25 protein-coding genes are annotated in these 26,578 nt (G+C 71.8%); 16 read left to right on the forward strand and 9 right to left on the reverse strand.

The features are described 5' to 3' along the window. The first annotated feature begins 46 nt into the window (after window positions 1–46). Window positions 47–1,552, forward strand: coding sequence for an LVIVD repeat-containing protein (locus HUG12_RS19625; protein ID WP_179270396.1), 1,506 nt, complete (start codon window positions 47–49; stop codon window positions 1,550–1,552). An 82-nt stretch (window positions 1,553–1,634) separates the two neighbouring features. Then, window positions 1,635–1,955, forward strand: coding sequence for a NifU family protein (locus HUG12_RS19630; protein WP_179270397.1), 321 nt, complete (start codon window positions 1,635–1,637; stop codon window positions 1,953–1,955). 478 nt (window positions 1,956–2,433) lie between these two features. On the opposite strand, the gene HUG12_RS19635 is transcribed toward HUG12_RS19630, so the two are convergent. Continuing rightward, a complete protein-coding gene (locus tag HUG12_RS19635) occupies window positions 2,434–4,344 on the reverse strand; it encodes a PINc/VapC family ATPase (protein ID WP_179270398.1) in 1,911 nt (636 codons plus the stop codon). A gap of 269 nt (window positions 4,345–4,613) precedes the next feature. On the opposite strand from HUG12_RS19635, the gene HUG12_RS19640 reads away from it, so the two are divergent. Then, window positions 4,614–5,426 (forward strand): manganese catalase family protein, encoded by an 813-nt coding sequence (locus HUG12_RS19640; RefSeq protein WP_179270399.1) that lies wholly within the window; start codon window positions 4,614–4,616, stop codon window positions 5,424–5,426. Between the two features lie 87 nt (window positions 5,427–5,513). On the opposite strand, the gene HUG12_RS21935 is transcribed toward HUG12_RS19640, so the two are convergent. Then, window positions 5,514–5,639 carry a hypothetical protein gene (locus HUG12_RS21935; RefSeq protein ID WP_281362320.1) on the reverse strand — a complete coding sequence of 42 codons (126 nt, stop codon included), beginning with the start codon at window positions 5,637–5,639 and terminating at the stop codon, window positions 5,514–5,516. 109 nt (window positions 5,640–5,748) lie between these two features. Between HUG12_RS21935 and HUG12_RS19645 the strand changes: the two genes are divergently transcribed. From HUG12_RS19645 to HUG12_RS19655, 3 genes are all read left to right on the forward strand, one after another. Continuing rightward, window positions 5,749–6,882 (forward strand): M20 family metallopeptidase, encoded by a 1,134-nt coding sequence (locus HUG12_RS19645; protein WP_179270400.1) that lies wholly within the window; start codon window positions 5,749–5,751, stop codon window positions 6,880–6,882. A 133-nt stretch (window positions 6,883–7,015) separates the two neighbouring features. After that, a complete protein-coding gene (locus HUG12_RS19650) occupies window positions 7,016–8,542 on the forward strand; it encodes a carboxypeptidase M32 (protein ID WP_179270401.1) in 1,527 nt (508 codons plus the stop codon). 341 nt (window positions 8,543–8,883) lie between these two features. Continuing rightward, the gene (locus HUG12_RS19655) at window positions 8,884–9,681 is read left to right on the forward strand and encodes a class I SAM-dependent methyltransferase (RefSeq protein WP_179270402.1); all 798 of its coding nucleotides are present in this window, start codon (window positions 8,884–8,886) and stop codon (window positions 9,679–9,681) included. A 31-nt stretch (window positions 9,682–9,712) separates the two neighbouring features. Here HUG12_RS19655 and HUG12_RS19660 read toward each other — a convergent pair whose 3' ends face one another. After that, on the reverse strand, window positions 9,713–10,357 hold the full coding sequence (locus HUG12_RS19660) for a DUF7095 family protein (protein ID WP_179270403.1): 645 nt from the start codon (window positions 10,355–10,357) through the stop codon (window positions 9,713–9,715). A gap of 158 nt (window positions 10,358–10,515) precedes the next feature. Next, window positions 10,516–10,980 (reverse strand): DUF4442 domain-containing protein, encoded by a 465-nt coding sequence (locus HUG12_RS19665; RefSeq protein ID WP_179270404.1) that lies wholly within the window; start codon window positions 10,978–10,980, stop codon window positions 10,516–10,518. Between the two features lie 225 nt (window positions 10,981–11,205). Between HUG12_RS19665 and ncsA the strand changes: the two genes are divergently transcribed. Continuing rightward, on the forward strand, window positions 11,206–12,171 hold the full coding sequence (ncsA, locus tag HUG12_RS19670; RefSeq protein WP_179270405.1) for a tRNA 2-thiolation protein NcsA: 966 nt from the start codon (window positions 11,206–11,208) through the stop codon (window positions 12,169–12,171). 217 nt (window positions 12,172–12,388) lie between these two features. Here ncsA and ftsZ read toward each other — a convergent pair whose 3' ends face one another. After that, a complete protein-coding gene (gene ftsZ / locus HUG12_RS19675; protein ID WP_179270406.1) occupies window positions 12,389–13,582 on the reverse strand; it encodes a cell division protein FtsZ in 1,194 nt (397 codons plus the stop codon). A gap of 2 nt (window positions 13,583–13,584) precedes the next feature. Continuing rightward, window positions 13,585–13,776: a ribbon-helix-helix domain-containing protein gene (locus HUG12_RS19680; RefSeq protein WP_179270407.1), complete on the reverse strand. Its 192-nt coding sequence runs from the start codon at window positions 13,774–13,776 to the stop codon at window positions 13,585–13,587. A 901-nt stretch (window positions 13,777–14,677) separates the two neighbouring features. Between HUG12_RS19680 and HUG12_RS19685 the strand changes: the two genes are divergently transcribed. Continuing rightward, on the forward strand, window positions 14,678–14,911 hold the full coding sequence (locus HUG12_RS19685) for a hypothetical protein (protein WP_179270408.1): 234 nt from the start codon (window positions 14,678–14,680) through the stop codon (window positions 14,909–14,911). A gap of 23 nt (window positions 14,912–14,934) precedes the next feature. Here HUG12_RS19685 and HUG12_RS19690 read toward each other — a convergent pair whose 3' ends face one another. Next, a complete protein-coding gene (locus tag HUG12_RS19690; RefSeq protein ID WP_179270409.1) occupies window positions 14,935–15,666 on the reverse strand; it encodes an enoyl-CoA hydratase/isomerase family protein in 732 nt (243 codons plus the stop codon). Window positions 15,667–15,910: 244 nt separating this feature from the next. On the opposite strand from HUG12_RS19690, the gene HUG12_RS19695 reads away from it, so the two are divergent. The 8 genes from HUG12_RS19695 to HUG12_RS19730 all read left to right on the forward strand — a co-directional run bounded on the left by HUG12_RS19695 (window position 15,911) and on the right by HUG12_RS19730 (window position 23,475). Then, window positions 15,911–17,092 carry a M24 family metallopeptidase gene (locus HUG12_RS19695; RefSeq protein WP_179270410.1) on the forward strand — a complete coding sequence of 394 codons (1,182 nt, stop codon included), beginning with the start codon at window positions 15,911–15,913 and terminating at the stop codon, window positions 17,090–17,092. A gap of 21 nt (window positions 17,093–17,113) precedes the next feature. Next, window positions 17,114–18,211, forward strand: coding sequence for a dipeptidase (locus HUG12_RS19700; protein WP_179270411.1), 1,098 nt, complete (start codon window positions 17,114–17,116; stop codon window positions 18,209–18,211). Between the two features lie 106 nt (window positions 18,212–18,317). After that, the gene (locus tag HUG12_RS19705) at window positions 18,318–18,956 is read left to right on the forward strand and encodes an HAD family hydrolase (RefSeq protein WP_179270412.1); all 639 of its coding nucleotides are present in this window, start codon (window positions 18,318–18,320) and stop codon (window positions 18,954–18,956) included. A gap of 16 nt (window positions 18,957–18,972) precedes the next feature. Further along, window positions 18,973–19,917: an adenosylcobinamide-phosphate synthase CbiB gene (gene cbiB, locus HUG12_RS19710; RefSeq protein WP_218836362.1), complete on the forward strand. Its 945-nt coding sequence runs from the start codon at window positions 18,973–18,975 to the stop codon at window positions 19,915–19,917. Then, a complete protein-coding gene (gene cobS, locus HUG12_RS19715; protein WP_179270704.1) occupies window positions 19,914–20,666 on the forward strand; it encodes an adenosylcobinamide-GDP ribazoletransferase in 753 nt (250 codons plus the stop codon). The genes cbiB and cobS overlap by 4 nt, the downstream gene beginning before the upstream one ends. After that, on the forward strand, window positions 20,651–21,217 hold the full coding sequence (locus HUG12_RS19720; RefSeq protein WP_246308098.1) for an NTP transferase domain-containing protein: 567 nt from the start codon (window positions 20,651–20,653) through the stop codon (window positions 21,215–21,217). The genes cobS and HUG12_RS19720 overlap by 16 nt, the downstream gene beginning before the upstream one ends. A 390-nt stretch (window positions 21,218–21,607) precedes the next feature. Next, window positions 21,608–22,624 carry an aminotransferase class I/II-fold pyridoxal phosphate-dependent enzyme gene (locus tag HUG12_RS19725; protein WP_179270413.1) on the forward strand — a complete coding sequence of 339 codons (1,017 nt, stop codon included), beginning with the start codon at window positions 21,608–21,610 and terminating at the stop codon, window positions 22,622–22,624. Further along, window positions 22,621–23,475 carry an adenosylcobinamide amidohydrolase gene (locus HUG12_RS19730; protein ID WP_179270414.1) on the forward strand — a complete coding sequence of 285 codons (855 nt, stop codon included), beginning with the start codon at window positions 22,621–22,623 and terminating at the stop codon, window positions 23,473–23,475. Before HUG12_RS19725 ends, HUG12_RS19730 begins: the two co-directional genes overlap by 4 nt. Window positions 23,476–23,490: 15 nt before the next feature. On the opposite strand, the gene HUG12_RS19735 is transcribed toward HUG12_RS19730, so the two are convergent. Both HUG12_RS19735 and HUG12_RS19740 read right to left on the reverse strand, forming a co-directional pair. Next, window positions 23,491–25,434 carry a DUF2070 family protein gene (locus HUG12_RS19735; protein WP_179270415.1) on the reverse strand — a complete coding sequence of 648 codons (1,944 nt, stop codon included), beginning with the start codon at window positions 25,432–25,434 and terminating at the stop codon, window positions 23,491–23,493. A 483-nt stretch (window positions 25,435–25,917) separates the two neighbouring features. Next, window positions 25,918–26,472: a GMP synthase subunit A gene (locus tag HUG12_RS19740; RefSeq protein WP_179270416.1), complete on the reverse strand. Its 555-nt coding sequence runs from the start codon at window positions 26,470–26,472 to the stop codon at window positions 25,918–25,920. Between the last annotated feature and the right edge of the window lie 106 nt (window positions 26,473–26,578).

A 26,578-nucleotide genomic window follows, 5' to 3' on the forward strand; every position in this document is an offset into this window, starting at 1 on the left:
CGTTCGACTCCGCCACGTCTATGCCCGCCCGCCCCGCAACTGGGGTATGCGACGACGCGACGCGCTCCGCGCGGGCGGGGCCCTCCTCGGGGCGGGACTGCTCCCCGGCCGCGCGGTCGCGGACGCCGCCGGCGTGGCGGGCTCCGACGCGACCGGCGTCGGGGACTCCGACGTGGTCGGTTCCGACGGCTACGAGCCGATCGGCCGGCTCGACCTCGAGGGGACCAAGGAGGCCGTCGTCGGGCCCGACGGCGAGGCGGCGTACCTGGCGCTGACGAACGGCTACGCGACGGTCGACCTCTCGGACCCGTCGAATCCGGCCGTCCTCGCCGAGCGCCGCGGGCTCCGGGAGGACGCCGAGGCCGGCGCGCTGCGGCAGGTGTACGACGTGAAACACGACGACGACACGCTCGCGGTCGTCGGCCCGGCGAACCCGGGCGTCGAGGGGTCGTCCGGCGCGCTGCTGGTCGACGTCTCCGATCCCGGCGCCCCCGGGGAGCGGGCGTTCTTCGGGACCGACTACCCCATCCACAACTGCTTTCTCGACGGCTCGACGCTGTATCTCACGGGGAACGGGGCCGGCGGAAACCCGCTCGTCGTCGTCGATGTCGGCGGCGGGGAGCCGACCGAACTGGCGCGCTGGTCGCTCACCGACCACGAGGCGGCCTGGCGGGACGTCGCCCCCGGCCTCCGGGTGCTCCACGACGTGTGGGTGAACGACGGCCTCGCCGCGCTCGTGTACTGGGACGCCGGGACGTACCTGCTCGACGTGAGCGACCCCGCCGCGCCCGAACACGTCGGAACGGTCCCCGCCGGCGACCCCGCGGAACTCGCGGACCCGCCGGCCCGCGAAGCGCTCCTCCCGCCGGGGAACCACCACTACGCCGCCACCGACCCCGCGAACGACCTGCTCGCGATCGGGATGGAGTCGTGGGGCGCGCTCGTCGACGAGGACGGGGAGTACGAGGGCGGGCCCAGCGGCGTGGAGCTGTACGACGTCTCCGACCCGAGCGAGCCCGAACTCCTGTCCGCCGTCGCGTCCCCGGAGTCGCCCGACCCGACCTACTCGGGCGTCTGGACCACCGCGCACAACCTCGAGTTCCGCGACGGGACGCTGTACACGTCCTGGTACCAGGGCGGCGTGAAGCGACACGACCTGACCGACCCGACCGACCCGGTCGAGGAGACGTGGTGGGTCGACCCCGACGAGACGAGCTTCTGGACCGCGCGGACGGCCGTCCCGGACGAGTTCTTCGTCGCCTCCTCGATGGACATCGGGGAGACGACGGCCGGACTGTGGACGTTCCCGGACGAACCCGGCGTCGGCGGGAACCCGGACGCGCTCGCCGAGGGTGGCTCGACCGACGCGCCGGGCGCGACCGGAACGTCGACGGCGACGTCCTCGCCGACGACCGCGACCCCGCCGCCGGCCGCGACGCCGACGGCGACGTCGACCGGGAGCCCCACCGAGACGGCCGGATCGGGCTTCGGCGCGCTCGCGACGCTGGGTGGGGCGAGCCTGGCACTCCTGCGGGCGCTCGGCGGGCGTTAGGAACCCTGACACACTTTCCTTCGGGGAACTCCGGATCGGTCGAACCGCAAGCTTTCAAGGCTCCGACCCCTACGAGGAGGTAATGAACGACCTCGCCGAGCGCGTGGAGGAGTGGATGGTCGGGCAGATGCCGATCATCCGGATGCACGGCGGCACGAGCGTCGTGCGCGAGGCCGACCCCGAGGAGGGGCTGGTCGTCGTCGAACTCGGAGGGACGTGTTCGGGCTGTGGCATTTCCGACGTCACGGCCCAGAACATCAAACGCGACCTCATCATGGACGTCGAGGAGGTCGAGGACGTGCAGGTGAAGGTGCCGGACACGGGCGACATGGGCGCGAGCACGGTCGAGGGCGGCCGCGGCGGCGAACTCCAGTTCTCGACCGAGTCGTCCGACCACTTCTGAACGGGTCGGAACGTCGCGGGGACCGGGTCGCCTGGTCCGCCGCTCGCCCCCCTCCCGGAATTCCGACCGTTCGTCTATCTTTCGTTCGTTTTCATAGACGCATGTTCGTGGAAACGGGGATTCGTAATGATACACCTTATACTCGAACGGTGCATCTATGGACAAACTTTATCCGGTGTTCCCTGCCAGTATCGGTCGCAATGTCCGATGGAAACGAAACGCTCGGTCGGTTCTGGTCCGCCGCTCCGTTCCCGCTGCCAGGGGAGCGTCGCCGGCGCGGGCCGGCCCGGACGAGAGGAGCGAAACGCCGGAGGTGGTCGACGGGCCGGTGAGCGTCCGAGACACCATCCGGCCCGCCCTGCCGTAGTCGCGGGCCAACCACTACCTGCCTTCACCGCTGGAGGCTCCTACGTGTGAGAGCGGTCCGCGCCGCCGCGCGGGCCCACCCGGTCGGTGCCGCCGCCGTCGCTCGGCGACGTCACGCCGGCACGACCGTTATCGTCCGCTTCCTGTCGATCGCGTCCTCGAGTTCCTCGGCGATCGCCGACCCGCGCGACACCTGGATGTCGCCGCCGCGCCCCACCGTCGCCGTGAACAGGTACTCGCCGTCCGCGCGCACCTCCACCGTCTCGCCGACGTGCTCGTCCATCCGGACGACGACGTGGCGGCTGGTGATCTCGGGCTGGACGACCTGCCCCTGCGGCTTCGGCGTTCCGCCCGCGGTCCCGGCACCGCCCGCGTCCCCTCCCCGTGCCCCGCCGTCGGCCGCGTCGAAGCCGCTCGCGCCGCCGGAGTCGGCGGGCCGCTCCGAGTGGGTCCGCACGTCGATGTCGATGCCGAGCCTGTTCTCGATGTCGGAAATGCGGCCGCCGCCCTTCCCGATGACGTAGCTGATGTCGTCCTCGTCCACGTAGACGATCGCCTCGTTCTGTCCCCGGAGTTCGACCTCGACGTGCCCGCGGGCGACCGACCGGATCTCCCGCTCGATCTCCTGTTTCGCGATGCGGCCGACGCCCGTCTCGGGCTCGTCCTCCTCGTCGCCGAGCGGGACGGTGACGACCTGCCGGTTGAACGTGTAGATCTCGAAGGCGGGGACGCCGGTCTCGAAGTCGACGACCTGGATGACCGGACGCGCGAGGTCCTCGGCGGTGAGCCCCGACGGCACCTTCACCTCCGTCGTCACGTCGTAGACGGTGTCCACCTCCCCGGCCTCGATGAAGACGACGGTGTCGACCACCTGCGGGATCATCCCGAGTTCGACGCGGCCGACGAGCCGCTGGAGCGCGTCGATGGCGCGGGTCGCGTGGGTCACCCCGACCAGGCCGACCCCGGCGAGCCGCATGTCCGCGAACACCTCGAAGTCGTGGGTCTTGCGGACCTCGTCGTAGATGGTGTAGTCCGGACGCACGAGCAGGAGCGAGTCGGCCGTCTTGGCCATGTCGCCGCCGAGCGCGGTGTACTGGGTGATCTCCTCGGACACCTGCAGGTCGCGCGGCTTCTCCATCGTCTTCACCGCGTAGTCGTTCTCGTTCAGGAACTCCGCGACCGCCTGCGCGAACGTCGACTTGCCGGCGCCGGGCGCGCCCGCGATGAGCACGCCGCGCTGGCGCTCGAGGAAGCGCTCGCGCAGTTCGTCCGCGAACTCGTAGTCGTCGAGCGTCGTCTTCGCGACCGGCCGGACCGCCGTGATCTCGATGGCGTCCGAGAACGGCGGCCGGGCGACCGCGACCCGGTAGTTGCGGTACTGGACGATGGTCATCCCGGGCTCGGAGAGCTCGATGAACCCCTGGGGGGACGCGCGGGCCGTCGCCTCCACGTCGTTGGCCCAGTCGGCCATCTGCTCCTCGGAGACGACCTCGTCGTCGATGAAGACGTAGCGCATCTCCCCGATGGTGCCGCGCTTGGCCTTCGGCCGCGTGCCGGTCTTCAGGTGGACCGACATCGTGTCCTCCGTGAAGAACGACTCGATGGCGAGCCCGTCGTCCTTCCGGCCGCGTACCTCGGCCTCGACGTACTCGACGTCGAGCCCCGTCGCCTCGCCGGTCTCGGCCTGCACGTAGTCGCTCGTGAGGAGGGTCGCGTCGTGTTCGACCGCGAGCGCCCTGATGAGCGCGTCGACGTCGCCCTCGCCGGCGCCCTCCTGTTCGGCCGCCGAGGGGCGCCGGCCGACGAACTCGGCCTCGACGGTCCCCTCCTTCGCGAACTCGGCGAGCCGCTGGAGTTCGGCGATGCCGTCCCAGCCGGTGTCGAGGCCCTCGTTGGCCTGCCGTTCCAGCTCCGCGACGACGGCCTCGGGGACGAACACCGTCGCTCCCTCGTAGCGACCGTCCTCGACCCGTTCGGACACGCGTCCGTCGACGACGGCGCTGGTGTCCGGTACGACGTTCATACGCCCACTCCGGTCGGCTCACCCATAAAATCCGCGTGTACGGCCGGCGTGAGGGACGCCTCCCCCGTCGGTCGTCGTCGTTGCCCGCGGCTCATCGTCGACGTCCCCGGCCGTTCCACCCGGGGCCGCAACAGCAAGCAGAACGGTTTGGGCCGTGGAGCCGACCGTGCCGGACGCCGCGGGGAAGCCGCATCGATCCCTCCGACCCCTGCATATGGTAGCACGCCACTGATTGACGCAGTCGCCCTCACGGAGAACGGGTGTAACCCGTGTTCTTTCACGACGACGAACTCCAGTTCGAGGTCGAGGTCGAGGAACCGAACCCGTACTTCGCGAAGATGCTCCAGCAGGCCATCGGCGGCGCGGAGGGCGAGATGCGCGTCGCGCTCCAGTACATGTTCCAGGCGTTCGCGGTGCCGGCCGAGAAGCAGGAGTTCCGGCGGCTCCTGATGGAGACCGCCTGCGAGGAGCTCGGACACATCGAGATGCTCGCGACTGCCGTGAGCAAGAACCTCGCCGGGGCCCCCGAGGAGCTCCGCGAGGAGGCGCGCGAGGACGCGGTCATCGACGCGATGATGAGCGGCGGACAGCCACGGCAGGCGCTCTCGGCCGGCCTCCACGCGATGCCCGTCGACAGCAACGGGGTCCCGTTCACCGGCGGGTACGTCGTCGCGAGCGGCAACCTCGCGGCGGACATGTACGCCAACGTGATGGCCGAGTCCACCGGCCGGCTGCTGGCGACGCGCCTCTACGAGTTCACCGACGACCCCGGCATGAAGGACATGCTCGCGTACCTCATCGCGCGGGACACGATGCACCAGAACCAGTGGCACGCGGCGCTCGAGGACATGGGCGAGCACGTCCCGGTGCCGGCGAGCTTCCCGCAGGAGAAGGAGAACGACGACTGGAACTACGCGTTCATGTCCACGTACCGGGAGGAGCGGGAGGACCCCGGGCGGCCGTGGACGGAGGGCACCTCCTTCGACGGGAAGGAGGAGTTCACCTACAGCCCCGACCAGCCCGGCGGCGGCCCCCCGGACCTCGAGGAGGTAATCGACGAGATGTACAACGAGGTGAACTGACGGCGGCGGGCGGGCCGACGGCGGGTCGCGTCGCTCGCAGGGGCGTCGCGGGCGAAGCCGTCGCGAGCGGGACGGCCCCTCGGCGACTCACTCCTCGTCGTCCTCCGGTTCCCTGTCGTCGGGGGACTCGTGTTCCGTCTCGGTCCACTCCTCCTCGTCGACGTCCGCCCCTCCGCCGTCGTCGGAGTCGTCGGCCCCGTTTTCGTCGGTCATGCGTCGGGACGTTCGCGCGGAACGGGCAAAACCGCGGCGGCCGTCGGCGGGGCCGCGCGCGAACGTCCGCCTCCACGAACGTTTTGTCCCCGCTGACGGATGGGGTGACATGGACGAACGCAAACTCGCGGACCTCGCCGCCGACCTCGTCTCCGTCCCGAGCCACGAGGACGAGACGGCCGCCGGCGACGCCGTCGAGGACTGGCTCCGGCACGAGACCGACGCGGCGGTCACCCGCGACGAGCACGGGAACGTCCTCGCCCGCCGCGGGGATCCGACGGCGCCCTCGGTCGCGCTCGTCGGCCACCACGACGTCGTCCCGCCGGGCGAACCGCAGGTCGACGGGGAGGGGAACTACGTCGTCGAGGAGCGGGACGGCCGCCTGTACGGCCGCGGGAGCGCCGACATGAAGGGCGCGGTCGCGGCGTCGATGCTGGCGTTCCGGGACGCCGACCTGGGCGATCGGACGGAACCCGACGGGAGCGGCGCGCCCGCCTGCGAACTCGTCCTCGCCTCGTTCGTCGGCGAGGAGGTCGGCGGCGTCGGCGCCCGCGGCGCCATCGCGGACGGGTTCGCGCCCGACTACGCGGTCGTCGCGGAGGGGTCGACGAACTACTCGAAGGAGGGCGTCACGGACGTCGTCGTCGCACACAAGGGGCGGCGCGCGAGCACGCTCCTCGCGAGCGGGTCGAACGCACACGCCAGCACGCCCGATCGGGGCGTGAACGCCGTCTACCGCGCCTGCGACGCCGTCGACGTCGTCAGGGGACTCGAGTTCCCCGAGGTCGAGGTGATGGGCGAGTGCGTCCGCGGGAGCGTCGCCGTCACCGGGATCGACGGCGGGAGCGCCTGGAACGTCGTCCCCGACGAGTGTACGGTCACCGTGGACGAGCGGACGGTTCCCGGCGAGTACGCCCCCCTCGACCGGACGGAGGAGGTCCCCGGCGTGGAGTGGCGCGTCGAACAGGACCTCCCGCCGATGGCCTGCTCGGACGACGCGTTCGCCGACGCGGTGCTGGCGGCCGCGCGGGACGCCCAGGGGGGCGACCCGGAACACGTCTCGAAGCCGCACGCGACCGACGCCGGCTGGCTGGCGGGCGCCGGCACCGCCTGCGTCGTCTGTGGCGCCTCCGAGCCGGGGGAGGCCCACACCGACACCGAGAGCGTCTCGCTCGACGTGCTCTCGCGGTGTTACCGCATCTATCGGAACGTGGCGGAGGGCGCCGGCGGGTTCGTCGGGTGAGCCGCGGGCGACCGTCGCGGAGCCGACGGCGCCGGAGGCCCCTCCGTCGACGCCCCCGCGCGGGACCCGTCGTCGTGGACCCCACGTGCCGGGAACGGACGTTTCAAGGCCGCCCCCGCGCAAGTTTTGCGCGATGGCAACGGATGCGGCGGCGGCCGAGGAGGCCGACGCGTACGCGGAGCTGACCGAGCGGCTGGAACGGATCACCGCGGTGCAGGGGGCGAGCGGCGTCCTCGGCTGGGACCAGCAGGTGATGATGCCCTCGGGCGGGACGCCCGCCCGCTCGAAACAGCTCTCGGTGCTCTCCTCGATGAGCCACGAGATGCTCACTGACGAGCGCACCGGCGAACTGCTCGACGCCTGCGAGGAACTCGACCTCGACGGGCCGGAGTCGGCCGTGCTCCGAGAGACGCGACGGGAGTACGAGCGCGCCGCGGCGGTCCCGGGCGAACTGGTCGAGGAGATGTCCAGCACCGCCTCGGAGGCGCTGGCCGCCTGGGAGGAGGCGAAGGCCGAGGACGACTTCGAGGCGTTCGCGCCGTACCTCGAGAGGCACGTCGAACTGAAGCGGGAGTACGCCGAGCACGTCGACCCGGACCGCGATCCCTACGAGGTGCTGTTCGAGGACTACGAGCCGTGCCTCCCGCTCGAACGGGCAGAGGATATCCTGGCCGAGTTGAAGGGGACGCTCGTGCCGATGATCGACGAGATCCGGGCGAGCGACGTGGACGTAACGACCGACGCCTTCGAGGGCACGTTCGACGCGGACGCCCAGGAGGCGCTCTCGCGGGACGTGCTCTCGACGCTCGGATACGACTGGGAGCACGGGCGCCTCGACGTCTCCAGCCACCCGTTCACCTCCGGCAACCAGTTCGACTGTCGCGTGACGACCCGGTTCGACGAGTCCGACCCGCTCGGCGCGCTGATGTCGACGATCCACGAGTTCGGCCACGCGTTCTACAACCTGGGGCTCCCCCGGGAGCACTACGGGACGCCGCTGGGCGAGTCGCGGGACCTGTCGGTCCACGAGAGCCAGAGCCGCCTCTGGGAGAACCAGGTCGGTCGGTCGCGGGCGTTCTGGGACCTTGTCCTGCCCGAGGTACGCGAGCGGTTCCCGGACGTCGACGCGTCGGTCGACGAGGCCTACGAGTCGGCGAACCAGGTGTACGAGGACAACCCGATCCGCGTCGAGGCGGACGAGCTCACCTACCACCTCCACATCGTCGTCCGGTTCGAGATCGAACGGGCGCTCGTCTCGGGCGACCTCGACGTCGAGGACGTGCCGGAGGCCTGGAACGACAAGTACGAGGAGTACCTCGGGATCCGGCCCGGGACGGACGCGGAGGGCTGTCTCCAGGACATTCACTGGGCCCACGGCAACTTCGGCTACTTCCCGACGTACTCGCTCGGCTCCGTGATGGCTACCCAGCTGTACGACGCCGCGAGCGGGGAGATCGACGATCTGGATGGGAAGGTCCGGGAGGGCGAGTTCGCCGACCTGCAGGACTGGCTGCGCGAGAACGTCCACCGCCACGGCGCCCGCTACGAGACGGACGAGCTCGTGGAGCACGCGACCGGCGAGGAGTTCACGGCCTCGCACTTCCTCGAGTACGTGACCGAGAAGTACGGCGAGCTGTACGACCTCGAGGAGTCGGTCTGAGGCGTCGGGCCACCTGTAACCGCGGTTTTCGCCGCTTTCTCGGACCGCAACCGCGGGCACGAGCACCGCTACCGTGTCCCCGGGAGCCCCCGTTCCCTCATCGGCCGGGCCTCGCCGTGCTCCTCGTCGCTCGGCTGACGCCCCGTCGCCTCCGGCGCGCGTTCCGACGGGAGCGCACCGGGCGTCGGGCATGTCGCGACCCCTCGGGGAACCGACCCCTGGCGGACTCACGAAGGGCGAGGGCTTCGTTCCGTGGTTCCATCGAACCGATCGACGGTGTACGCGACTCATCCGACCCCCTTTTCACCGACCCGCACACACCGGAACCCGAACGAACCGAAATGCGCCGATTCACGCCCGAGTACCTCGACCGGACGCGCCGCGGGATGTGGGCCTCCCGCGACGCGCTCGCCGACCTCGAACTCGACTCGCGGAACCGCGTCCTCGACGTCGGCTGCGGGACGGGCGAACTCACCCGCGTCCTGGCCGAGGAGGCGCCGGACGCGACGGTCGTCGGCGTCGACGCCGACCCCGACCTCCTCGGGGTCGCGGCGACGGGGACGGGCCTCGACTTCTGTGCCGGCGACGCGCTCCGGCTCCCGTTCGCCGACGACGCGTTCGACCTCGTCGCCTGCCAGGCGCTGCTCAGCAACCTCCCCGAACCGGCCGCGGCGGTCCGGGAGTTCGCCCGCGTCTCCGCGGACCTGGTCGCGGCGATCGAACCCGACAACGCCGACGTGGGCGTCGCCTCGACCGTCGGGACCGAGGCGGACCTGGAGGCGCGCGTCCGGGCGGCGTACATCCGCGGCGTCGGGACCGACGTCGCGCTCGGCGAGGGAGTACGGCGGACGTTCGCGGCGGCCGGCCTGTCCGACCTCCGGACGCGCCGCTATCACCACGAGAAGCGCGTCGAGCCGCCCTACTCCGAGGCCGACCTGGCGGGCGCCCGACGGAAGGCCAGCGGCGCCGGCATCGCCGACCACGAGGCGGAACTCCGGAACGAACTGGCCGCCGACGCGTACGACGACCTCCGGCGCGACTGGCGCGAGATGGGGCGCGAGGTCGTCGAACAGATGGCCGACGGGGAGTACGAGCGGGTCGAGGTCGTGCCGTTCGACGTGACGGTCGGGCGGGTCTGACGGAACCGGTTTTCACGGCCCTGCGACCCGGTCAGACGACGTCGCCGCGCACCGTCGGCCCCTCCTGGCCGTCCCGGTAGGTCCGCACGGCCTCGGCCGCTTCGGTCGCCTTCGGCCCCTCGACGCCGAGCATCTCCAGCGCACCCGAGAGCGTCGGGAACGGGAGCTCCCCGCCCCTGAGCTTCGCCATCGTCTCCTCGGCGCGGGTGCCGTCGGCCCACAGCTGGACGCCGCGCGGGTCGAGGATCTTCGCGTAGTCCTCGCGGGCGAGCGCGCCCTTGAGCCGCTGTGTGACGTTCCTGTCGAACGGCGCGTTACACACCTCCAGGTGAACCGGTTCGTCGTCCGGGAGGAGCTGTGCCGCGAGACACTTCTCCGGGGCGGCGTGGCCGTTGTCGTTCGCGCGGAGGTGCTCCGGAAACTCGCGGGCCCACTCGGCGGAGACCGACTTCCCGACGCCCTTCACGCCGTGGGACGCCTCGAACTCGGCCTCCGCGTCCGCGTCGCCGCGCATGTGGAGGTCCTTGGTGACGTACACGTCGAGCCGCTCGATCGGATCGAGCCCGAGCGCGACGTCGCCGTACACCCAGACCTCCCGGACGGGCACCGGCATCGGGTCGGACTCGACCGCGTCGACGACGGCGTCCACGCGGTCGAGGGCGGCATCGCGATCCATGGCCGTTGCTGGGCGCCCGGGCTGTAAGCGTCTTGCGTCACGTACCGGGACGGACCCGGAATCGGTCCGAGGACGAACCGTCCGGGGACGGTCGGCCCGAGGAGGGACTCGACCGGAGGGGCCCGACCGGCCCGCGGAGGAGACCCGGCCGACCCTCCTCACTCGTCCCGCCGGACGTACACCGTCTTCTCGATCTCGGCGTGAACCGTGCCGTCGGCGTCGACCAGGTCGACGTCGTACACGCGGTCGCAGGACTCGCCGGGCGCGAGCGAGCGGCTGATCTCGTCGACCTCCCCGTCGGGGAGGTGGAACTCGGCGTACAGCGTCGAGCGACCTGGTTTGCGGAACTCGATCTCGGCCGCCCGGTCCCAGACGGTGTACCCGTCTCCGAGCCGTCGCGTCAGGAGCACCACGTACACCGGGTCGACGACGCCGTACATGCTCCCGCCGAAGGTGGTTCCCATGCCGTTTCTCGTCCGCCAGTTCAGGGGGAGTTTCACGCGGGCGTACGAGAAGTCCGGCGCCAGGTCCGTCACCTTCCCGCCGGTCGACCAGAACGCCGGGAAGTACGAGAGGCCGATCCGATAGAGGCGTGCGCGGACGGCGGCGAGCGAGGGAACCATACGTCTTCGTCCGACCGGATCACGATCAGGCTGTTCGTTCCGGTCGCGTCGCTCGGGGGGCGAACAGGCGGTCCCGTTCGGGGCGACTGGGCACGCCGTCGGACCGCACACCCGCTGCCCGGCGCGCCGCTGGCCTCAGGTCACGGGGGGTGTGGTCCCGTCATCCGCCTTGAACCCTCGCGCGGGACGAAACCGGTATCCCCGCGCGGTCGGTACCGTCCGGCAATGGATTGTGACAAGTGCGACCGGGAGGCGGTCCACCACGCGGCCTACTCCGGGGCCCACCTCTGCGGGACGCACCTCCGCGAGTCGGTCGAGAAGCGGGTTCGCCGCCGCGTCCGCGAGGACGGCCTGCTCCCGAGGGACGCGACCCCGGAGGACCCCGAGCGGTGGGTGATCGGGCTCTCGGGCGGGAAGGACAGCGTCGTCCTCACGCGGATTCTGGACGAGACGTTCGCGGAGGACCCCCGCGTCGAGATGATCGCGCTCTCCATCCACGAGGGGATCGAGGGGTATCGCGACGAGTCGCTCGCCGCCTGCGAGGAGCTGGTCGAGCGGCTCGACGTGCGCCACGAGACGGTGACCTACGAGGAGGAACTCGGCGTCCGGATGGACGACGTCGTCCAAGACGACCCGGAGGACATGGCCGCGTGCGCGTACTGCGGGGTGTTCCGCCGGGACCTGCTGGAGGAGTACGCCGCCGAGTTCGACGCCGACAAACTGCTCACGGGCCACAACCTCGACGACGAGGCCCAGACCGCGCTGATGAACTTCCTCGAGGGCGACGTGACGCAGGTCGCGAAGCACTTCGACGCGAGCCTCGGTCCGTTCGACGAGCGCCGGGAGTCCGAGCACTTCGTCCCCCGGGCCAAGCCCCTCCGGGACGTCCCCGAGAAGGAGGTCGCGCTGTACGCTCACCTGCGCGACCTGCCGGCCCACATCACCGAGTGCCCGCACTCGAGCGAGGCGTACCGCGGCGAGATACGGGAGCTGCTGTTGAAGTTGGAGGAGAACCACCCCGGAACGCGCCACTCCATCATGGCCGGCTACGAGGAACTGTCCGGACTCGTGGCCGAGGAGTACCGCGGCGAGGGCGGCGCGGACCTCTCGGAGTGCGAGCGGTGCGGGTCGACGACGGTCCGCGACGTCTGTCGGAAGTGCCGGCTCGTCGAGGCGGTCGAGGCGGTGTAAACGGGAAACGGGTCGTCGAGCGCGTCGCCGTGGCAGGTTGCCCTCGCACGGAGGTGGCACGTCGGACGCGCCGCTCGTCGGTCACCGTTCCTTCGAAAGGCGCCCGCCCCGGTTCGGGGACGCGACCGCGAGCCAAGGTAGGCGATCGAACGGGCGTGTCGGCCGCCCGCGGTTCGGAATCAGCCGTGAACGTGGGTTCGTCCGCCGTTCCCGTCCGTCAGCGGATGACGTCGAGGCCGTTGTGCTGCTCGCGCTCCTCGCGGCCGCCGTCGGACTGCCAGGCGGCCTGGGAACTGCCGTTCGACGCGGCGTTCGTCCCGACGTCGAGGTCGCCGCTCCCGGGGTCCTCGATGCTGGCGCGTGACTTGTCCGCCTGCTTCTGCGTGCTCGGGCCGAGCACCTGGGCGCTCTGGACGCCCGTCATGATGGCCATCACTCGAACCTTGCCCTTGTACTCGTCCTGGATTCGCGCGCCCCAGATGACGTTGGCGCTCGCCTCCAGGCGTTCGGTGATGTTGTCGGCGATGCCCTCGGCCTCCTTCAGGGTGAGGTCCGGGCCGCCCGTGATGTGGACCAGACCGCCGCTGGCGCCGCGGTAGTCCACGTCGAGCAGCGGGTGGTTCATCGCGTCGTTGACGACCTCCTGGGTCTTGTTCTTGTCCTGGGTCTCGCCGACGAGCATCACGGCGACGCCGCCCTGGTTCATGATGGTGGACATGTCTGCGTAGTCCAGGTTGATGAGCGAGGGCTGGGTGATCGTCTCCGAGATACCCTTCACGGTCTCGGCGATGATCTGGTCCATCACCGAGAACGCCTTGCCGATCGGGAGGTTCGGAACGTAGTCCAGCAGCCGGTTGTTGTCGAGGACGATGATCGAGTCGGCCTCGTTGCGGAGGTTCTCGAGGCCCTCCTCGGCCTTCACGGTGCGGGCGCGTTCGACGTTGAACGGCGTCGACACCATGCCGACGACGATCGCACCCTGCTCCTTGGCGATCTTCGAGACGACCGGCGCCGCGCCGGTGCCCGTCCCGCCGCCCATCCCGGCGGTGACGAACACGAGGTCCGCGTCGCCGAGCACCTCCTTGATGGTCCCCTGGGCCATCTCGGTGGCGCGCGAACCCATGCTGGGGTCGCCGCCGGCGCCGAGCCCCTGGGTGAGCGACTTGCCGACGAGGATCTTCGTGTCGGCCTCGATCATCTTTAGGTGCTGCTTGTCGGTGTTGATGGCGACGGTCTCCGCGCCCTCGACGCCGATGTTGTACAGCCGGTTGATGGTGTTGTTGCCGGCCCCGCCCGCGCCGACGATGACGATCCGGGGCTCCCCGAACTCGTCGTCGTCGTCGCCGGTCTCGGACATCTGACGCTTTTCGGCCTCCGCGTTCTCGAGGGCGTCCTGGACGATGTCCTGCATCGTTACACCTTCGCCCAGCTGCGCTTGCTGCGTTCGCGGCGGGTGCGCTCGCCCGAGCCGTCGGTCTGCTCGTTGAGCATGTCGCGAACCGCCGAGCGGATCGCCTCGCTCCGGTTCGGGAACTCGCCCGTCTCGACCATCTGTTCGACCTCCTCGATCTGCTGTTTGGGTATCCGTAGTGTCACACGCTCCATTGTTGCATTCCCCCGGTAAGACGGCGAGCACGCGTCCGCGTGCCTCGGATCCGGGGCCGTCCGGGCGGCGTCCGCCCGGTGTCATCGGCCCGTAAGACGTTCCGTCTTACGCAGCCGTAATCACAGACGGATGTGATATAAATGTACCGGGGAGTGTAAGACGCTCCTCCGCGGCGCCGTCCGCCGGTAGGGTCTTCCTACCGGGTCGTTCCGGTCGCGCGCCGGTCCGGGAGCGGCTGCCCCGTCGGACCGGCAGACGCGCGTACGACGGCCAGCACCCGCGGTTTCGACCGAAACCCGTAGCCCCTGGGCCCGTAATACCGCCCGATGGGCCGATCGTTTCTGACCGTCGTGTCGTCGGCCGTTTACTCGGGGCCCTCGTTTCAACCCTCCGGCCCGGGCGGTCATCGCATCCGGTTCGTTGGCTCCGTGGGTCGTGGCCCCGGCGTTTACGGCGGCGAACGTACGCCGTCGCGGAGGATATCACACGACGGTAGCTGACCGAACGGCCGTCGACCGAGTAGCGGTGTACGTTCGCGTACACGTCACGCGCGATGAAGAAGTATACTAGAGAGTCAGCCGCGTTGACGGTCACGTCGGCGGCGGAGCACTGCGCCGAACGAAAACGGCCGACGCGACGGCGTCGGAAACCCGGCCTCCCGATAAGACGACGTGAGGGCCGTGTAAACACGGTCGAGACGGCCGAATATGCGTGTCGGCGAGGTCGCGGGACGTCGTCCGCCGATTCGAACGCGGTGTCGACGCGTCCGGTGGTACGACGCCGCCCGCCCCGGCGGAACCCACCGTCGGCCGTCCGTCCGACGCCCGTTCCGGTACCCCACGTCAGGGCCCGGCAGTAGCCGGCGAACTGCCTTTGCGGGTTCCGAACTGAGTCGGCCCCATGGAGCACTTCACGGAGACGCACGTCGGCATGACGGTCGTCGACCAGCGGGGCGAACCGATCGGGAAGATCGCGGGCATCGAGGGGGGCACCGCGCGACTCAAGCCCGGAACGGGCGTCGAGTCCCGGATGGGCGCGTCCGCGGACCCGGAGGTCGACGCGCTGGACGTCCGCCCCGAACAGGTCGAGGCCGTCACCGACGAGTTCGTCCGCGTGGACCTGGACGACGGGTGAGGCGACCGCGAGGGAACGCCCCGTCAGTCCTCAAGGAACGCCCGCGTGGCGGCGCGGCACTCGTCGTCGTCGAGCACCGTCCCGAACGAGTCGTGGATGCGCTCCCGTTCCTCCGCCGACGCCAGCCCCGCGGCCGCCGCCCGCTTCGCCGTCCTCGTCGCCGTCGGCGGCGACTCGGCGATCGACGCGACCAGCCCTTCCACGGCCGATTTGAGTTCCCCGTCCGACACGACCCGGTTGACCAGTCCCCACTCGCGGGCGCGGTCCGCGTCGATGGGCTCCCCGGTCAGCGCCAGTTCCATGAGCCGCTTCCGACCGACGGTTTCCGCGGCGCGCTCCATCGCGTACGGCGGGTACGCGCCGATGCTCGTCTCCGGGAGCGCGAACCGGGCGCCCTCGACAGTGACGGCGAGATCGGCCGCGGCGACGAGTTCACAGCCCCCGCCGTACGCGTGGCCGTTCACGGCGGCGACGACGGGCACGTCCAGCGTCTCGATGCCGAAGAAGGCGTCCGAGAGACAGGCCGCCAGTTTCCCGACGTCCGCTTCGGTCTCGACCGCGTCGAGCGCCGCGACGTCGTCGCCGGCGCAGAACGCCTCCCCCGTACCCGTGAGCACCGCGACTCGCGCCTCGGCCTCGGCCCGTTCGAGCTGCTCGACGAGTTCGCGCCAGTCGGGGACGGTGAGCGCGTTCCGCTTTTCGGGCCTGTCGAGGGTGATCCACGCCGCCTCGTCCGCCACGTCGTACGAGAGCATGGAGGCCGATTCGCGAAGGAGCCTCAAGGAGGTTGGGAGCGACGGAAACCGGACGACTACGCCGAGGTCGTCCGAGTGGTCGGGGGAAAACTGGAGGACGAGTCGGAGGTGAGTTGACTCGTTGACACCTCCTCCGAAGGAATTTGATATCGCGTCATTCGATTTACCGGACCGGTCGATCGGTCGCCGCAAACGCCCCTCCGCTTCCCCGAACCTTATGCCGCAACGGCCGAATCCGGCAAGTATGGCGACGAAACTCCCCGAATCCGAGTTCGACGGTCGGCTCACGCACGTGCGCGGCCGCCTCGCGGACACGGACGCCGACGCGGCGACGTGGTTCGGCGCGACCGGCATCGAGTACCTCACGGGCTTTCACCACGTCCAGACCGAGCGCCCCGTCGTCCTCGCGGTCACCGACGAGCGGGTCGAGATCACCGTCCCGCGACTCGAAGTCGAGCGCGTGGCGTCGAACCCCCGCATCGACGACGCCCACCACTACTTCGACTACCCCGGCGGCGCGCCCGTCGAGGTCGCCGCGGGGATGCTCGAGGGGATGGGCGTCGAGTCGGTCGTCTCCGACGCCGACGGCGCCCCCGGGGTGATGGGGTACGAGGGCCCCGCCCTCTCGGAGTTCGTCGAGGTCGACTCCCAGTCGTGGACGACCCGGATGCGCTGGGAGAAGACCGAGGCGGAGGTCGACCTGGTCCGCGAGTCCGCGAAGTGGGCGAACCTCGGCCACCGGTACCTCGCGGAGTACACAGAGGTCGGCGCCCACCCCGCGACGGTGAGCCAGCGCGCCTCGACGGAGGCGTCCCGCGCGATGCTGGACGCGCTCGGCGACCGGTACTCGGTGCGGGTCCGGGGGAGCGGTCCGGTCCACGCGGGCTACATCTCCGGCGAGGAGACCGCGCTCCCGCACGGGCACACGCCGAACGAGACGCTCTCGGAGGGGGACGTGCTCATCACCGGCGCGTCGGCGAACGTCGACGGCTACCGCTCCGAACTCGAGCGGACGATGTTCGTCGGCGACTACACCGACGAGCAGGAGCACTACTTCGAACTCATGCTGGAGGCCCAGACCATCGCCATCGACGCGCTCGGCCCCGGCGTCCCGATCAGCGACGTGGATCGGGCCGTGTGGGACTACTTCGAGGAGCAGGGCGTGACCGACCTCGCGCGCCACCACGTCGGGCACAACATCGGGCTCGACGGGCACGAACCGCCGTACATCGACCGTGGCTGGGGCGAGTACGACCACGTCGACGAGGGCGACGCGCTGATGGCGCCGGGACAGATTTACACCATCGAACCGGGCCTGTACACCGACGAGGCGGGCTACCGCCACTCGGACACGATCGCCGTCACCGAGACCGGGACCGAGTGGCTCACCTACTTCCCGCGTGACGTCGACTCGAACGTGATCTGAGCCCCGGTAGGGGGATTCGTGATGACCGGGACACCCATCCTCGACGGCCACACGGACGTTCTCCTCGACGTCCACGGGTCCCGCTCGGGCGACCGATCGTTCTCGGAGCGGTCCGCCGAGGGGCACGTCGACCTCGCCCGACTCCGGGAGGGGAACGTCGCCGCCGCCTTCTTCGCCTCGTTCGTCCCGACCCCGGACGGCGGTGCCGGAGGGGGCAGCGGCGACACGGGGAACGGAGACGTCAGCGAGGGTGGAGCGGTCGGACGCGCCGACGAAACCGACGACCGCGAGCCAACCAAACTCCCGAAGCGGGTCGACCACGACGTCGCCCGCCGGGAGACCGGACGGATGCTCGACCTCCTCGATCGATGGGCCGACGGGATCGACGGGTTCCGCCTCGTGGGCGACGCGGCCGACCTGGACGCCTGTCTCGCCGGCGACGTCGTCGGGGCCGTGCCACACCTCGAGGGGGCCGAGGCGATCGCCCCGGACCTGTCGAACCTCGACGCGCTGTACGAGCGTGGCGTCCGCTCGGTGGGGCTCTGCTGGTCCAGGCCGAACGCGTTCGGGCACGGCGTCCCGCTCGTCCACGACGCCTCGCCGGACATGGGACCGGGGCTGACCGACGCCGGCGAGCGACTCGTGCGGGCCTGCGGGGAGCGCGGCGTCGTCGTCGACTGTGCGCACCTGAACGCCGCCGGGTTCGGCGACGTCGCCCGCGTCTCGGACGCGCCGCTGGTGGTGAGCCACGGCGCGGCCCACGCCGTCTCGCCGGCCGCGCGGAACCTCACCGACGACCAGCTCCGCGCGGTCGCCGACTCCGGCGGCGTCGTGGGGCTGACGTTCGCCGTCTCACAGCTCCGCCCGGACGGCGAGAACGACCCCGGGACGCCCCTCTCGGTGCTGGTCGACCACCTCGACCACGTCGTCGACGTGATGGGGCCGGAACACGTCGCGCTCGGCTCGGACCTGGACGGAACGACGGTTCCCGACACCGTCGGCGACGCGTCGGGTCTCCCGCGCGTCCTCGACGCCCTGCGCGACCGGGGGTGGTCCGAGCGAACCGTCGAGCGGGTGGCACACGGGAACTGGGCTCGCATCCTGCGCGAGACGCTGTAACGGCCGAACGGGACCGACGCCGACGCCGATACGGGGCGACGGGTCGCCGCACGCCCGACCGACAGCGGTGGCTTCTTGCCGGCGCCGCGCCCAGCCGACAACAGTCGTGGCGACCTCCTTCGACATGTTCGGGACGCTCGTCTCGGTCGAGCGCCCCGCCGACCCGGCCGCCGCCGTCGCCCGCGAGTTACGGGAGCGCGACGTGGCGGTGCCGGACGACTGGGAGGCCGCCTACCGCGAAGTCCACGTCGACGCCCCCGACGGGGCCGAGATCCCGCTCCCCGCCCACGTGAGCGCCGCGCTCGCCTCCCGCGGCGCGGACGCGCCGGCCAACGCCGCGCGCCGGGCCGTCGTCGCCGCCTTCGACCCGGAGGTCGCGACGCTGGAGGGCGCCGTCGCGGCCGTCCGGGCGGCCGGCGAGCGCGGCCCGGTCGGACTGCTGTCGAACTGCTCGGTCCCCGAACTCGTCGGCCGGACGCTGGTCCGCTCGGGGCTCTCGCGGGACGACTTCGACGCGATCGTCTCCAGCGTCGCCTGCGGGTGGCGCAAACCGGACGCGCGGGCGTTCGAGACGGTCGCGGACCGACTCGGCGAGCCCGTGGACTCGCTGGTCCACGTCGGCGACGACCCGGCCACGGACGGCGGCGTCCGCGCGGCCGGGGGGGCGTTCCTCGACGCGTCCGAGCGGCCGCTCCCCGAACTCGCGACCGCGTGGCGGGCGGGCGCGGAGGTGGACGGGTGCTGACCGCGGAGGTAGACGCGTGCTGACCGCCGCGGCAGTCCTCCTGGCTGCGGGGCTCGACGCCCTCCTGGCGGAGCCCCCGTCACGGGTGCACCCAGTCGCGCTGTTCGGCCGGCTCGTCTCACCCGTGGACCGGGGGTGGACCCGGCCGCGGCTCGCGGGCGTCGCCGCCGCGGCGTTGTTTCCCCTCCTCGCGGGGGGCGTCGCCTTCGGCGCCGTTCACCTGGCCGCCGGGGTCGAGCCCGTCGCGGGCGCCGTCCTCACGGGGGTGGTCCTGTTCTCGACGTCGAGCCTGCGGATGCTGCTCGCGGCCGCCCGGCGGACGGTCCGGGAGACGGAGTCGGACCTCGACGCGGCGCGGGAGTCGCTCCCCGCGCTCGCCGGACGGGACGCCGACGCGCTGTCCGCGGGACAGGTTCGCTCGGCGGCCGTCGAGTCGCTCGCGGAGAACCTCGCGGACGGGTTCGTCGCGCCGCTCGGGGCGTTCACGCTCGCGGGCGCCGCCGCCGGCGTCCTCGCCCCCGACCCCGGCGCACCCGGCCTCGTGCTCGCGTCCGCTGCCGCCGCGGCGGCGTGGGTCAAGGCGGTGAACACGCTCGACTCGATGCTCGGCTACCGGTCGAAGCCGGTCGGCTGGGCGCCCGCCAGGCTCGACGACCTCGTGATGTGGGTTCCCGCGAGGGCCACCGCGCTGCTCGTCGCGCTCGCGGCCGGGCGGCCGGCCGCGCTCGTCGCCGCTCGCTCGGACGCACGGGCCCCGCCGTCGCCGAACTCGGGCTGGCCGATGGCGACGCTCGCGCGCGTCCTCGGCGTGCGGCTGGAGAAGCCCGGCGTCTACGTCCTCGCCGGGGGCGACGGCCATCCGACCGCCGCGGACGCGACGCGCGCGCTCGGGGTGACGGCGTTCGCCGGGATCGCGGCGGTCGCCGTCTCCGTCGGCGTGCTCCTGGAGGTGGCGCTCTGATGGCGAGCGCGCTTCGGGGTGCGGTCTCCTTCCTCACGCGCCTGCCGGCCGGCGGCGACGGCGACGACTGGGACGCCTTCAGACGGGCGCCCGCGGCGTTCCCGGCGGTGGGGTACCTCGTCGGCGGGCTCGCGGGGCTGGCGCTCCTCCTCCCGTTCCCGCCGGCCACCGCGGCCGCGGCGTACCTCGTCGCCGTCTACGTCGTCACCGGCCTGCCCCACGCCGACGGCCTGGCCGACCTCGGGGACGCCGCGGCCGTCCACGGCGACGCCGACCGGCGACGCGAGGTCATGAAGGACTCCGCCACCGGGGTCGGCGGCGCGCTGGCGCTCGGCTTGGCGCTCCTCGTGCTGGCCCTCGGCGCGTTCGGCGCCGCCGAGATGGGGAGCGAGGTCGCGGCGTTCCGGCTCGTCGTCGCCGCCGAGGTCGGCGCGAAGGCCGGAACGGCGCTGCTCGTCTGTCTCGGCGACCCCGGTCACGAGGGACTCGGGAGCCGGGTCGTCGGGGAAGCCGGTCCGGTCGACCTCGTGCTCGTCGCCGCGCTCGCGCTCCCCGCCGCCGTCGCTGGCTTCTCGACGTTCCCGGCGCTGGTCGCCGCGCTGCTTGCCGCTCCCGCGGTCGCGTTGCTCGTGAAACGGTGGGCGGACCGGCGCCTCGGCGGGGTCACGGGCGACGTGCTCGGCGCCGCGAACGAACTCGGGCGCGCGGCCGCGCTCCACGCGGGGGTGGTGGCGTGGACGCTGTTCTGATGTGCGGCGGGGCGGGTAGCAGGCTGGAACCGGCCGCTGCCGCGGAGAAGCCGCTCGTCCCGGTCGGCGGGGTGCCGATGGTCGAACGCGTCCGCCGCGCGCTCGCGGCGTCGCGGGTCAAGCGCGTCCACGCCGTCGCCTCCACGCGGACGCCCCGGACCCGGGAGTGGGCCGAATCGGCCGACTGCGAGGTGATCGACGGAACCGGCGAGGGGTACGTCGCCGACCTCGACCGGGCGCTCGACGCGGTGGGACGGCCGGCGCTCACGGTCGCCGCGGACCTCCCCCTGCTCGCGCCCGGGACGGTCGACAGGGCCATCGACGGGGCGAACGGCGACTCGCTCGCGATCTGCGTTCCGGCCGACCTGAAGCGAGACCTCGGCGCAAGCGTGGACACGTCGTTCGAGCACGACGGGCGGGAGCTCGCGCCGTCCGGCCTCAACGTCGTGGGGGAGGGGGAGGACCGCGTCGTGGTCCGGGACGACGAGAGGCTCGCCGTGAACGTGAATCGGCCGGGGGACCTCGAACTGGCCCGGGAACTGGCGGAGTGATCTCGGTTCGTTTCGCGAGAGGGAACCAGCCGGTCGGCGCGCGCGACGCGAGCCCCCTCGTGGGGCGAGCGCACGCGCGCGAGGGACGAGCACCGTAGTAGAGTGAGCGAAGCGAACGAAACGAGGAGCGCAGGAGGCTGGGGAGGGTGAGGTGCGGTCGGGCGGGACTGAAAGGGGCCGCGGCTCTCGACGAACGCGGACGACGCAAGCACCGCAGGAGCGAGGCGGAGCCGAGCGACGAGGAGCACAGCGAGGCCCTGGAGTCGAGAGCCACGGGGGCTTTCGAGGCGTTCTACCCTCGGGGATAACCGCCATTGCGTTCTGCGCGTTCCGACCGACTGGCCGACCGAACGACACAAGATTCAGGCCGACCCGCCCCGACGACCCCGTATGCACCCCGACGCGCTCGGGTCGGTCGGCCGCGTCCCCCACGGCGGCGAGTCGGACCCGGCCGTGCTCGACTTCAGCGCGAACACGAACCCCGAGCGGCCGCCCGGCGTCGCGGACGTCTACGCCGAGGCGCTCGAGGGCTCCCGGAGGTATCCGGACGACGACTACCCGGAGTTCCGGGCCGCGGCCGCCGAGTACGTCGGCTGTGACCCCGGGCACGTGATCGCCTCGCCCGGCGGGCTGGCGGGGATGCGGCTGGCGTTCGAGGCGACGCTGACCGCGGGCGACTCGGCGCTCGTTCCGTACCCCTCGTTCTCCGAGTACGCCCGCGAGGTCCGACTGCAGGGCGCCGACCCCGAGTTCGTCCCCCACGACGCGATCCTCGGGGCCGACCCGTCGGGCCACGCGCTCGCGGTCGTCTGCACGCCGAACAACCCGACCGGCGAGGCGGCCGACCCCGAGGCGCTGCGGAGATTCGCACGACGGTGTCGGGAATCGGAGACCGACCTGCTCGTCGACGAGGCGTTCCTCGACTACACGGGGCTCGCCTCGCTCGCGGGCGAACCGGGCGCCGTCGTCGCCCGCTCGCTGACGAAGGTGTTCGGCCTGCCGGGTCTCAGGGCGGGCTTTCTCGTCGCCGAGGGCGACCTCCGGGCCCGACTGGCGGCCGCGCGGCCCCCGTGGAACCTGTCGACGCCCGCGGCCCGCGTCGGGGCGCGCTGTCTCCGCGCGACCGACTTCGTGGGGGAGACGCGCGAGCGGACCGACCGCGAACGCGAACGGCTGCGGACGCGGCTCGAACCGGCGTATGACGTCGCGCCCTCCGACGCGCCGTTCCTGCTGCTCGACACCCGCGAACGCGACCCGGAGCAGGTGGTCGCACGCGCCCGCGACCGTGGGGTGGCCGTCCGAGACGCGACGACGTTCCGCGGGCTCCGGAATCACGTCCGCGTGGCCGTGAAACGCCGCGAGGGGAACGACGAACTCCTTCGGGCGCTCCCGGGGGTAGGACCGTGAGACGGGACGGCGAATCGGAGGGATCGCGGGACGGGCGCGACGACCCCGCGCCGGGCGTCTTCGAGGCGGCCGTGCGCGACGGCGTCTGTCGGCTCCGGCGGCCCGGGACCCGCTGGCTCTCGACGGGCGCGAACGGGGGCGAGTCGGTCGCGGACGCTGCGTACAACGTCACCGTTCCCGATGGGTGGCCCGAGACGGACCTGGCGACGTACGTCCGGGAGCGTCGCGAGCGCGCCGGGTTCCTCGCGGACGGCGCCTCCGACCGAGCGCCGGACCGCGACGGCTTCCGGGCGGACTCTCCGACCCCCGCGCTGCTCACCGGCGTCGACCAGCGGCACGCCAGACGGGCGCGGTCCGGTCCCGTCGAGGTCGTCGCGACCGCCGGCCTATCGAATCCGGCTTCCCTCCCGGTCGTTGGATTCGGGACGAATCGAAATAGTACGAGAAAATCGGGAGACGGAGATTCGAATCGGAGAGACGACCCGCGTCTCGGCACGGTGAACGTCGTCGTCGGGGCGGCCCGTTCGCTCACGCCGGGCGCGCTGGCGAACCTCGTCGCCGTCGCGGCGGAGGCGAAGGCCGCCACGCTGCTGGCGGCTGCGGGGTTCCCGGGGACGACGACCGACGCCGTCGTGGCGGGGTGTGATCCCGACGGCGAGCGCGCGGCGTTCTCCGGGAGCGCGACGGTGGTCGGCGACGCCGCCCGGATCTGCGTCAGGGACGCGGTGCTCGCGTCGCTCGAATCGAGGTACAGCGTCGAGGATCGGAGCGTCCCCGACTCGGTCGCAGACGCGGAGTACGGGACCGTCGCGGACGGGACGGCGACCGTGTCGCGACTCACGGAGCAGTGACGGTCGGCCCGAAGATCACGCCCCGGTCACGAAAAAGAGGATGACGGAGACGGCGAGCGAGGAGACGATGACCGCGAGCGCGAGCGCGCCGCCCATCGACACCGCGGCGTTGGCGTGGCTCGCGAGCGTCTCGGTGCGGTCGTTGCCGAAGACGGTGACCTCTGCGCGTTCGGTCGCCATGCCGGCCTCGGCGGGTTCGAGGTCGGCCGTCGCCTCCGCCAGGAGGTCGAGCACGAGCGCCTCGAGTTCGTCCGCGTCGATGGCCGCGCCGACCTGGTTGTCCGCGTCGACGGTGTTGACGATGTGGGTGTCGGTCGTCATCACCTCGGCCTCGTCGACGCCGTCGGCGAGGAGCGCGTCCACGAGCCTGTCGCGCAGGCCCGGCTCCATGTTGTTGCCGTCCACGAGCACGTAGGCGGTCCTGTGGGCCTCGCCGCCCGACACCCCCTCGCCCTCCGGCGCTGCCACGTCGGTGACCATCACCCGGATGCCGAGCGGGCCGACGCCCTGCGTCGGCACCCACTCGGTCCGGTCCCAGGCGACGCCGACGTGGAGATCGCCCGTGGGCGCGGCAGCGAGCCGGTCGGCGGCGTCCCGGGAGGCGCCGATGAGGTCGAACGATCGGGGCGACCCGGGGGTGACGTGACCGAGGTCGGGGCCCTCCAGGCCGTCGTTGCAGTTGTGTCCGTCCACGAGCAGCACGTCCCGCAGGCCGCCGGCGCGGGCCTCGGAGGCGGCCGACAGGCCGACGGCGTACTCCACGTCGTCGGCGAAGCCGGGGGCGAACGTCGAGACGAGCAGCGCCTCGTCGCCGAACGACTGGCCGAGCACCTTCGCCTCGCCGGCGGCGACGCGGACGCCACGGGACGCGTCGTTCGTGTACTCGAGCCGCTCGAACGCCCGGTCGGCCGCCTCGACGACCGGGTCGACCTCGCGCCCGGTGACGAGGTTGAAGTCGTGGCCAGCGGTGGCGTGGGGCGGGAACGCCACCCCCTCGGCGTGTTCCGCGATGCGGACCGGGAGGTTGCCGCCCCCGATCTCGCCCATCGGCCCCGGGTGGAGCATCGGCAGCACCCAGCGGGCCTTCTCCTCGCCGTCGGGCGTCCGGAACGCGAGGACGGTGACCGGGACGATCGCCTCCTCGCCGAGCTGTTCGAAGAAGTCCTCCAGCTCACGGCTCCCCTCCGCGATGTGACCGATGAAGCCGCCGAGGAAGTCGAGCACGGAGACGCCCATCGAGTTCCGCCACGGGCGGTCGACGACGTAGAGGAACCCCCAGACGGCGAGCCCGTAGAGCGCGCACGTGGCGCCCAGCAACAGGAAGTGGTTCGGCCCGATGGCCGACAGCGCCTGGGGCGCCTCCTCCGGGCGGGCGAGATACGGCATGAGGATGGCGTCGAACAGCGGGCCGCCGACCTCGAGGTACAGCAGCGTCCCGCTGTAGACGAACAGCAGCGCCGCGGCGGTGACCGTCTGGATGCTCGCGGGGACGGCCGCGACGAGCAGCCGCGAGTTCGACACCGCCATGATGACGAGCAGGCGGAGCGCGAACACCGAGGCCAGCGAGACGACGAGCACGTCGAAGACGAACCCCTGACCCAGCGGCGTGAGGTAGGCGACCGCGCCCGCGACGGTGAGCATCGCGACGATGACGAGTTCACACACCAGCGCGAGCAGCGACGAGCGATTGTGCGTGAACCGCCCGCCGACGCGGTGGTCGACCCACGTCGTGGCGAAACTGGCGACGACGGTCGGGACGCCGATGAAGAAGATGCCCTCCCAGGCGTCCCGGCCGAGGAACAGGACGCCGCGCCAGGTCGTCGCCGCCTCCGGCCGCTGGAAGGCGCCGATCCCGGCGACCGCAGCGAGCAGGACGGCGAACGCGACGCTCGTCGACCACGACGGCGCGCGGAAGATGAACCGGGAGAGGCCGGCGAGGTTGCTCTGGGAGGCGGTCATGTCCGGTGGGGTGGGGTGTCGTCGGGGGCGGCTAAAAAGGGCCGTACTTCGGTCGGGGTTTCTCTAGCGGGTGAGAGGTCGGTTCGGATTTCGGTGCGTCGCTACCGGGACCACGATGACGAATGGGTCGAAAGCCTCCAGCGGCCCTTTCGGTCCCGCCCTCTGGGACGGTCGAGCGAGCGTCGCGGTGGCTCCCCGCGCCTCCCCGGCGGGCGCGGCGTCGCTCCCTCGCGCCGCTCGGTCGCTCGCTGGGCGCCCGCCGCATCCCTCCGACCGTCCACCGGCCGGCGTCACGCCGGACTACCGACGGCGTCCGCGAGCGGTAGTCGGGCCAGCGCCGCTCGGCCGGGACGCCGGCAGGGTGGGACCGGAAGGGGCTGTGGCCTCCGGTCGCGGGGGTTTCCGGAGCATTCCGGGTCCACCCGCTGAACAGGAAACGTCGCGCGAACCGACCGCGAAGAATTTGATATCGCGAAATGAAGTTTACCGGCAGATCTCGACGAAGTTCTCGAACACCTCCTGCCCCCGTTCCGTGTGCGAGACTTCGGGGTGCCACTGGACGCCGTAGAGGCCTCGATCCGCGTCGCTCATCGCCTCGACGCCGCAGACGTCGCTCTCGGCGGTCACGGTGAACCCCTCGGGGACCTCGGCGACCTCGTCGGCGTGGCTCGCCCACGTCCGGACCCCCGGGGCGAGCGACCCGACCAGCGGGTCCCCGTCGGCGGCGATGGTCACGTCGACGTCGGCGTAGCCGCCGTACTCGCCCGATTCGACCCTGCCGCCGAGCAACTCCGCGATGGCCTGGTGACCGAGACAGACGCCGAGAACCGGGACGCCCAGGTCGAGGTACTCCTCCGTGCGTCCGATGCGGTCCATGCTCGGCCCGCCCGAGAGCACGATCCCGTCCGCGTCGATCTCCGCGGGCGGAGTGTCGTTGTCGAGGATCTCCGCGTCGACGCCGGCGTCGCGGAGGGCCCGGCCCTCCAGGTGGGTGAACTGTCCGTGGTTGTCGATGACCGCGATCCGCGGCTCGCTCATGGCGACCGTAGCGGGGACGCGGTGAAAAGCGGTGCGCTTCGGGTGGGTTTCGCACGCACGCCGCCCGTACCGGCAGGTTCGGCGGCCGACGGGGAGGCGGTCGACG

It is taken from the genome of Halorarum salinum (genome assembly GCF_013402875.1).
Classification (GTDB): Archaea; Halobacteriota; Halobacteria; order Halobacteriales; family Haloferacaceae; genus Halorarum; species Halorarum salinum.